Annotated in this window: 10 protein-coding genes and 1 pseudogene; 10 read left to right on the forward strand and 1 reads right to left on the reverse strand. The window is 36.6% G+C overall.

Features of this window, described 5'->3' with window-relative positions; all coding sequences use genetic code 11:
* Positions 1-5: 5 nt before the first annotated feature.
* The 5 genes and pseudogenes from AB5026_RS04105 to AB5026_RS04125 all read left to right on the forward strand — a co-directional run.
* A complete protein-coding gene (locus AB5026_RS04105) occupies positions 6-938 on the forward strand; it encodes an AAA family ATPase (protein ID WP_265191080.1) in 933 nt (310 codons plus the stop codon).
* A gap of 6 nt (positions 939-944) precedes the next feature.
* Positions 945-1,931, forward strand: a complete 987-nt coding sequence (locus tag AB5026_RS04110) for a hypothetical protein (RefSeq protein ID WP_368212789.1) — start codon at positions 945-947, stop codon at positions 1,929-1,931.
* Between the two features lie 367 nt (positions 1,932-2,298).
* Entirely contained in the window at positions 2,299-2,763 is a 465-nt protein-coding gene (locus AB5026_RS04115; protein ID WP_368212791.1) for a VWA domain-containing protein, read from the forward strand.
* Between the two features lie 16 nt (positions 2,764-2,779).
* The gene (locus AB5026_RS04120) at positions 2,780-2,974 is read left to right on the forward strand and encodes a hypothetical protein (RefSeq protein WP_118608486.1); all 195 of its coding nucleotides are present in this window, start codon (positions 2,780-2,782) and stop codon (positions 2,972-2,974) included.
* A 22-nt stretch (positions 2,975-2,996) separates the two neighbouring features.
* Positions 2,997-3,314, forward strand: a pseudogene (locus tag AB5026_RS04125) (AAA family ATPase); the annotation flags it as partial.
* A 256-nt stretch (positions 3,315-3,570) separates the two neighbouring features.
* Here AB5026_RS04125 and AB5026_RS04130 read toward each other — a convergent pair.
* Complete coding sequence (locus tag AB5026_RS04130; RefSeq protein ID WP_368212793.1) at positions 3,571-4,719, reverse strand: SLC13 family permease; 1,149 nt, start codon at positions 4,717-4,719, stop codon at positions 3,571-3,573.
* Between the two features lie 222 nt (positions 4,720-4,941).
* Between AB5026_RS04130 and AB5026_RS04135 the strand changes: the two genes are divergently transcribed.
* From AB5026_RS04135 to AB5026_RS04155, 5 genes are all read left to right on the forward strand, one after another.
* Positions 4,942-5,124, forward strand: coding sequence for a hypothetical protein (locus tag AB5026_RS04135; protein WP_092070323.1), 183 nt, complete (start codon positions 4,942-4,944; stop codon positions 5,122-5,124).
* A gap of 1,046 nt (positions 5,125-6,170) precedes the next feature.
* Complete coding sequence (locus AB5026_RS04140; protein ID WP_368212795.1) at positions 6,171-7,424, forward strand: RNA-binding domain-containing protein; 1,254 nt, start codon at positions 6,171-6,173, stop codon at positions 7,422-7,424.
* Positions 7,425-7,947: 523 nt separating this feature from the next.
* Complete coding sequence (locus tag AB5026_RS04145) at positions 7,948-8,385, forward strand: PBECR4 domain-containing protein (protein ID WP_368212797.1); 438 nt, start codon at positions 7,948-7,950, stop codon at positions 8,383-8,385.
* A gap of 131 nt (positions 8,386-8,516) precedes the next feature.
* Positions 8,517-8,876, forward strand: coding sequence for a helix-turn-helix transcriptional regulator (locus tag AB5026_RS04150; RefSeq protein ID WP_005330964.1), 360 nt, complete (start codon positions 8,517-8,519; stop codon positions 8,874-8,876).
* A 59-nt stretch (positions 8,877-8,935) separates the two neighbouring features.
* Positions 8,936-9,055 (forward strand): heavy-metal-associated domain-containing protein (locus AB5026_RS04155; RefSeq protein WP_368212827.1); only part of this gene is annotated, 120 nt, incomplete at its 3' end.

The following is a 9,055-nucleotide window of genomic DNA, read 5'->3' on the forward strand; positions in this document are numbered from 1 at the left end:
TCCTCATGAGAAATCATTGGACAGAAATAGAAAAATATTTAGAAGACCAGAAGATAGCGCAGGAACTGATTGGAGAACTGAGAGATTTTCACATGCGTTATGAGGTAAAGGATCAGGTAAAGGAACGGGTAGAAAAACCGGATATCCTATTTTATGGGAAAAAGATTCTGGAAATGTCAATAGCAGCGCTTCTTCAGGGAGATAACCTGTTACTTTCCGGTGCGAAAGCTACAGGAAAAAATGTACTATGCGAGACACTGGCATGGATATTCGGAAGACCGGAATACGACATTTCTTTTCATATAAATACAGACAGTGCCGATCTGATCGGAACGGATACCTTTATAAATAATGAGGTTTGCCTTCGGAAAGGCCCCATCTACCAATGCGCGGAATTTGGAGGATTTGGAATCCTGGACGAAATCAATATGGCAAAAAATGATGCGGTTTCTGTATTGCATGCCACACTGGATCATCGGCGCAGAATTGATATTTCAGGATATAACAGGATTTTACTTCATCCGGCAACACGATTTATCGGCACGATGAATTATGGTTACGCAGGTACCAGAGAGCTAAATGAAGCATTGGTTTCAAGGTTTATGGTAATTGATATGCCTGAAATGGATGAGGATAGTGTCCTTTTTGTATTAAGACAACATTTTCCAGATGGGAAAAAAAGTGCACTGAAAGCCTTTGCAGGACTGTTTCTGGATTTGCAGATCAAAGCTTATCATGGAGAAATCTCAACAAAATCTCTTGACCTGAGAGGATTGGTTTCTGCTGTAAAAGCAACAAGAAGCGGACTTTCTCCAATTGATGCAATCCAGATGGGGATCATAAATAAAAGTTTTGATGTATTTGAAAAAGAGATCGTAGAAGATGTGGTTTCTACCAGAATCCCATCTTCCTGGACCGGAAAAGATATATGGGGGTAAGCTTGTATGGAGGATGTCAGATGGCCGGCGGAACAACTGGAAGAACATCGTCTGGAGATCAGCAATCGTATCAGAAATCTTTTTTGGACAGTCAGTGGTGATTATGATATGGAATTTGAACCGGATACAGAAAAATATGTTTATTCAAAACAAACGGTTCTGTATGAGGCAGTGAAGCAGGGTGCCTTTGCACGATATTTTGATCAGAAGAAACTTGGCATGTATTTGATGAAAAAATTACATTTTTCTGCTGGAGAAGATATGCTTTTGCCTCTTGCCGGATTATGCATGGATGTTGCAGTGAATCGGTTTACCATTCGAAAACGTTTGGGAACAAAGGAAATCAGAGAACAGGCGTTCAGAGAATTGGAAAAGGCCGAGGAAGAGCAGGTATCAGACAAAGCTGGAACAGACCTGATTCACAGGATTAGGCTTCTGTATATAAGGCATGTGCTGGAGAACACAGACGATGAGGGAAAGGATCCACAGGCAGAGCTTGTATTGTACAAGATTCTTTCTCTGAAGGATGCGGAAAATACGGAAGAGGTCATAAACGTGATAGATGAGATTTATAATCATGTTCTGGATCCCTCTTTTGAAAAAAGGAATGGAAATCTGGAGAAGATTCTGAATTTACCGGATATGGCATTGGCCAATGACGCGTGGCAGGAATGCATGACGGATGAACAGATGGAAGACATCATTCAAAAATATCTTTCTAATCTCAAAAAAAAGATGATGAGTCTGGATATCAGAAACAAAAAGAAAAAAAGATTTTATTTCTCTCCGGAAAATGAAGAAGTTCCGGAAAACTCGGAGAATATAAATCCACAGGCAGTGCGACGGATACGGGAATATGTGGAACTGAATTACGGAAAATCGTATCTAAGTGAATCGGAGCAGGCCAGAGTCAACCGGAAATTTTGTACAGGAATCCACAAAAACTGTATCCTGTATCTTACAGATGGAATTTTACAGAACCCTTTGATATAAAATAATCAATACCGTTTTTCACAGCTGCAGTTTGAAAAAAATAAAGCCTATTATGGAAATAATCACTGGATCATCAAAAGAAATATTTCTGTGTTGGCAGAGTCACTGAAACGGGCATTTATAATCCGAAAGGATGATTTTGTCAGCAGATCTGATGCAGGGCAGCTTGTTCCTGAAAGGTTATGGAAAATTGGAAGAACAGACGATGACAAGTTATTTAATAGAAAAAAGAGATCAGAAGATTCTGAGTTTGTAATAGATGTCCTGATTGATTCCAGTGGTTCCCAAGCTGGCAGACAGGCTCAGGTAGCGGCGCAGGGATATATTATCAGTGAAGCATTAAGCCAGGGCAGGAATTCCTCATCGGGTGACAGGATACTGTGCTTTCTGGGGATATACAGTACTTCAGAGATTTCGGGATTATGAAGATCCAAGTGAAACAAATGAAAGAATCTTTCAATTTCGGGCATATGCCAATAACAGAGATGGGCTTGCACTGAAAACCGTCTGTTCCTCTCTCATGGAGCGACCGGAAAAAAATAAGATTTTAATCGTATTAAGTGATGGAAAACCCTGTGATATGAGCATACAACGACCAGGAACCCGCCAGCCCAAGATCTATGACGGAGAAGGAGCTGTGAAAGATACTGCATATGAGGTGCGTCGGGCCAGAAATCAGGGAATTTTCGTAATTGGTATTTTTGTAGGGAATGAAGAAGAACTCTCCGTGGAAAAGAGAATCTATGGAAAAGACTTTGCCTATATTCGTAATATCAGCAATTTTTCCCGTATGGTAGGAACTTTTTTGCGAAGACAAATTGATATGGAATAAAAATGGAGGAATCACTATGGGTAAAATTGGATTTTCCAATTGCCAGGATGTAAGAAATCAGAAAAAGATACGGGAATTAGATTGTCCACGCTGTCATGAACCGGGAGGCATTGAAGCCTTTGTGAAAGACGGGATACTTGCAGAGGATGGAGTATGTGATAACTGCGGATATATTCTTCCAGAAGGAACAGAACTGGAGGAAGTGGAGTAAGAAGCATTTAAGGAGATAACAGATGAAAATTGCTGTAACTGGAAAAGGCGGAGTAGGGAAAACCACGATATCTGCAGTATTAGCACGGCTGTATGCAGAAGAAGGGAAAAAAGTATTTGCTGTAGATGTGGATCTAGATGCAAATCTTGGACTTGCACTGGGTTTTTCAGAGGAAGAACTGGAGAGTATTACGCCTATCAGTAAAATGAGAAGGTTGATCGAGGAAAGAACAGGTGCAGATAAAAGTAATACTTTTTATAAAGTCAATCCAAAAGTGGATGATATTCCTGAAATTTACGGAAAAGAAAATAATGGTGTTCGACTTCTGGTTCTGGGAACTGGTCCTATGTCAAGATTTAGTACAAGTTAAAAAAACAAAATATCTGCTGTTGGAGCAAACTCATTATACATCAGAAAGCCCTGTACGATATTTTTTTATGAAAAAGTTGTAAAGTGGTGTAAAGATTAATAATCTTTGTATTGGCACCGAAAATATATTTATTTCTCCGCGGCTTTTCTTCCAGGATGGGAGAGTGCCGCGGAGAATTTTTTGCGAAGAAAGAATTGCTATAGCTTTTGTAATTCCGGGAAAACCTTTATCTAAGAAAAAAATACAATATTAACATGAATATCATGAATATAATATTGGAGGCTGTGAATATTCCCAAATACTTCCCTCTCAGATTCCTGTTTTCTTTTGCAATATATTTGAAACTTATCAGGCTTGCCATGGATGCAATCAGAGTGCCGAGACCTCCAATATTGGTTCCGACAATTAAAGCCCGGTAATTATCTGTAAAGCTGGATAAAAGAAGCGCAGCAGGAACATTGCTCATAATCTGACTGGCAAGAACAGCAGTAAGTGTTTCCCTTCCTGCCATGATTCTTTCCAGAAAACTGCTGAATTGCGGAATCCTTCCAAGGTTTCCGATAAAAATAAATAATGCGATAAAGGTGGCAAGCAGGGAGTAATCCACCCTGCTTATATTTTCCCTGTTTCTTAGCAGCATATATATAAGAACCAATACAAGAGGAATCTGGTATGGAATGATACGTGCAACAGTGAGCAGGCAGATTGTAAATAAGATCAGGTAAGCGGCCAGGTATTCCATGTTAAGTTCTTTTCTGTCAGAGAATCCCAAAAGAGTTTTATCTTTTTCGGAACCACATACGTGAGGTGCTTTGGCAGCGGCTACCTGTATCCATATCAGAAGAAGGATAAGTGCTGTGGCGGAATAGGGAAGCATCAGGGTTATTAATTCTGCCGCGGACATCCCTGCTCTGGCATATAGATAAAGGTTCTGCGGATTTCCGATTGGTGTGAGCATGCTTCCGAGATTAGCAGCGATTGTCTGCATGGCTACTATTTTAAGAAGCCAGTAATTGCCCAGCCCCTTTGGCAGTTTATGCACAATGATCAGTGCAAGAGGAACAAAAGTAATCAATGCCACATCATTGGTGATCACCATTGACAGGAAGAAACATAAGAGTACCAACAGCCTGATCACACCCACAGTTCCCGATGTTCCCATAAGCAATTTTTTGGCAAGTATATCAAAAACACCAACAGCCTTCAAACCAACTACAATTGCCATCAAACAGAAGAGGAGCCCGAGAGTCCTGAAATCGATATAAGTAAAATAAGTCTTATCCGGTCTGACCCAGAACATAGAAAGAAGCGCCAGGATCACTGCAATTGACAAAACGGTTTCTTTCCTGAAAAAAACATATAATTTTTGTAACATAATATTTCCTTTCCGGTCTGATACGATCGCGTATAAGTATATCACAGAAACATCCAGAAAAAAAGAATATCATTTTGTATTGTGGATTGTGTTTGCGATTACTGCCTCATTCCTGTATAATAAAAATGTTATCAATGGCGACATCATTTCAAAAGTTCAGAATATGAAAGGAAAACGTTTTGGAAGAACTATACAGAAAATATCAGGGAAAAACAATAAAAGATGACTATGGGAAAAAATTCCAAGGAATTTATAGATTTTGCAAATGACATGAAAAAGAGCATGAAAATTAATGCCGCAAAATATGGATTAAGGCTTATTACCTTTGAGACGGGGCATTACGATATGTGCGGATATTTTAAGGACAACGAAACAAAAAAAGTATGTATATTTTTCATTCCATGAATGCAGGAACCACCCCATAGATTTCGACATGATGAACTCTAAGGGATTTCTCGTCCGTTCTGCAAAAGGATTGAACGATTGCACTGGAGGATATAACAACTTTACGGACTTGAAGGGATTTTTCCAATTTTCTCTATTTTTTTCATAATGATCACCACTTTACAACTTTTTCATAAAAAAATATCGTACAGGACTTTCTGATGTATAATGAATTTGACCCAAAACATTACAAAGGAAAGTGACCCTGTACGACAAAAACATTATACAACGAAAAAACACTGATTGGTAGACTTCATCAATATTTTTTGATTTATTTTGAAACTTTTTCTGTTCAACAGCAGATACCTTATTTCTGCTGATATTATCCATACTGACCTTAGAATCTGCACATTCCATCCTGTTTCTGTATCAGCATTTTTTATCCGAAATAACGGAGAAATCACTGAATGTATTTTATTATGTATGTTCCTATAATATTGGATATGGATGTTCATGTAATGCAGTTAAATGATTAAAGTGAAGAAAGATTTTAGCACTGCATTTTAAAGATATTAGAAGATTAATTAAGTTGGGAAATTTGTTTGAGCAGTAGTCTGCACCCCCTAAACTGACTACGATTTGACTATTACAGATGGAAGTGATTTGCTTCATTTTGCACTTTTTTGCAAAAAATGTAGTAAATGAGAAGAAAACTATGATACCTTGAAATGCTGATAAAACCTTGCAAAATACGGCATTTCAAGGCAATTTGAGAGGAGAAAAAACAATGATTCGAGTACTTTTCGTATGCCACGGCAACATTTAAAGTATGGCGAGAAAGACTTGATTTTGTAGGATTTTCTAGATAGAAACAAATAATTTACACCTTATTTATACTTTTGGAAGACCGAATCGGAATAATTAAAAAAGTTGTCATAATTCAGTTGGTCAAAAAATAATACTACACTCAAAATCAATTAAAAAATCAATCGTAAAAAAATATGATTGATTTTTTGCGCATTTTTGCATATAATATAATCATTATGGTTGGAAAGGGAACGATTACTATGCATGAAACAAGAATATTAGAATTCAAGGAAACGATTACGAATACTTTTTTGAAAACAGTTAGTGCCTTTTCGAATTACAATGGTGGAACAATTCTTTTTGGGGTTGATGATAATGGAAATGTGAAAGGATTGCCAGATGTAAAACAGGCCTGTCTGGATATCGAAAATAAAATCAATGACAGTATATCACCTCAACCAAACTATACACTTGAAATACAGAATAATGACCAGACGATAAAACTTACTGTAAAAAGTGGTCTTCAAAAACCGTATTTATATAAATCAAAAGCATACAAACGAAATGATACAGCAACGATAGAGGTAGATACATTGGAATTTTCAAGGCTTGTATTAGATGGAAAAAATATTAGCTTCGAAGAATTACCTTGTAAAGATCAGGAGCTATCTTTTAAAATTTTACAGTGTAAACTGAAAGAAAATATTTACATTGAAACTTTCAATCAAGATACTTTAAAGACATTGAACCTGTATGACAATATAAATGGTTATAATAATGCAGCGGGACTTTTGGCAGATAAAAATCATTTTTCAGGAATTGATATTGTTAAGTTCGGTGAGAATATTAGTATTATTCAAAAAAGAGTAACGTTTGAACATATATCGGTTTTAAAAATATATGAAAAAGCACTTGCTGTATTTAGAGATTATTACCAATATGAAGTAATACAGGGGGCTGACAGAAAGATGGTAGAGAAAATACCGGAAGCAGCTTTCAGAGAAGCAATTGCAAATGCTTTGATTCATAGGGTATGGGATATTAATTCACACACCAGAGTTTCTATGTTTGATGATAGAATAGAAGTAGTGTCTCCTGGTGGATTGCCGGCTGGAATAACGGCAGAAGAATATTTATCAGGTAAACTATCTATTTTAAGAAATAGAAATCTTGCAAATGTATTTTACAGACTGGGATTAGTAGAGATATTTGGAACAGGAATTACACGAATCAAACAACTGTATGTAGAGAGTTTGATAAAACCAGAATTTGAAGTGTCAGAAAATGCTATAAAAATTGTACTACCGATATTTGAAATGAATGTCAATTTAACCGAAGACGAAAAAGTGATTTACAAATTTTTAAGTAAGACGATGCTGAAACCAATAAGTGAAATTGCACCATATGTCCCATTTGGCAAATCAAAAACAACACAATTACTGAAAGCTATGGAGAAAAAGGGTGTGATTGCAGTTGAAGGAAAAGGCAGAGGAACAAAATATATCATTAAGTGATTGAGAACATAGAGGGTTCAAATTACACAATCTTTCAATAACACAAGGAGAAAATCATATGATAAAAATTTTATTTATATGTCATGGCAGTGTTTAAGGGACGGGGCAAAAGCCTTGATTTTATTGGGCTTCTTGGATAGAAACGTAAAATTTACACCTTATTTACACCTTTGGAAGATCGGATCGGAATAATATAATAAAATTTGCTAATCTGTGTTGATTTTTTTATGATTGAGTATAATAAAAGCAAGAACAGAAATGTTCTCGATGAAAGAGCATCATTAAAAGTTGGGCTGCAGATGGAGCAGGGTAAACTTCCATCTCATTAGATGTCTTAACTGGGCATCGAGCCTGGCAGCTTGGATAAAGCTGTAGTCCACGTGGGGGACTTAATGATTTTCACGTCGTTATGGGTATCTTAACTGGGTACCGAGGCTGACAACCAGCAGAAAACTCTTTTACAAAAGTAATTCTCAGAAGAGTGTGGTTTAATGCCACACTCTTTTTTGCATGTGAGGTATAAGTGGCAACAAAGGTAGATAAGAAAAACGCAATACGACAAGGTATTACAGAGGCGGAAATCGTATATTTCCAAAATTTGGCAGGTAAAACATTTCTGTATGTTTGTGGAGATGAATATTTTGAAGTTTCTTTTCCAATAGATCACTTTCTACATTTAACAGGAGTGGAGACAAGACTTTCGACCAAGGATTTTTATAAGAATGCAAAAAAATCTATTCTTACAAATAATCAGTTCTATTTTGACGCAAGACATGTATATGCAAATGCCAAAAGGAAACTTCCGTGTTTAAAACGCTTGCCGGAATTAACGAATGAAATGGTATGTGTTCTAAAAAATATGGAAACCATGACAATTACATATAAACTCAGCGTTACAAATTTGGAATTAACAGGAAGTGTGACAAGAAAGCCAAAACGGTATACTGGGAAAAAAGATTAAGAAAAGAATAAAGAGCTGGTTTTAATTGTAAAATTTATGGGGAACTAACATCAGCTTATTGACATGAATTTAAAAATAAGTATAATAATAGTTGAGTAATTGTTCAACTATTATTATTTGGAGGTGAATATATGCCAAAAACGTCTTATATTTGTAATTGCGATGTAATTCATGAGGATATTGTGAATGATGTGAAATCCAAGATGCAGCCAAAAGATGATTATATCCAGTTGGCTTCTTTGTTTAAGCTATTTGGAGATGGAACTAGAGTACAAATCTTACACGCTCTAGAACAGAGTGAGATGTGTGTATGTGATCTTGCAGTGCTACTGGGGGTAACAAAATCTGCAATTTCGCATCAGTTAAAGGCATTACGCCTTGCGAATCTGGTAAAATTCCGTAAAGAAGCACAGATAGTTTACTACTCGCTGGCAGATGATCATGTGAAAGAGATTATTGACAAGGGATTTGAGCATCTTTGGCAGAAATAATATTTTTTAATATTATAGTTGAGTAATTGAACAATTAAACAAATTATAAGGAGATTATCATGAAACGCATATTTCTATTAAAAGGGTTGGACTGTCCAAATTGCTCCGCAAAAATTGAAAAAGAAATCGGAGAGTTGGATGGAGTGCAATCCTCAGTGGTAAATCTGATGAAGCAGACG

The sequence above is a fragment of the Blautia sp. RTP21359st1_E11_RTP21359_211015 genome (assembly GCF_040910705.1).
GTDB lineage: Bacteria > Bacillota > Clostridia > Lachnospirales > Lachnospiraceae > Blautia_A > Blautia_A fusiformis.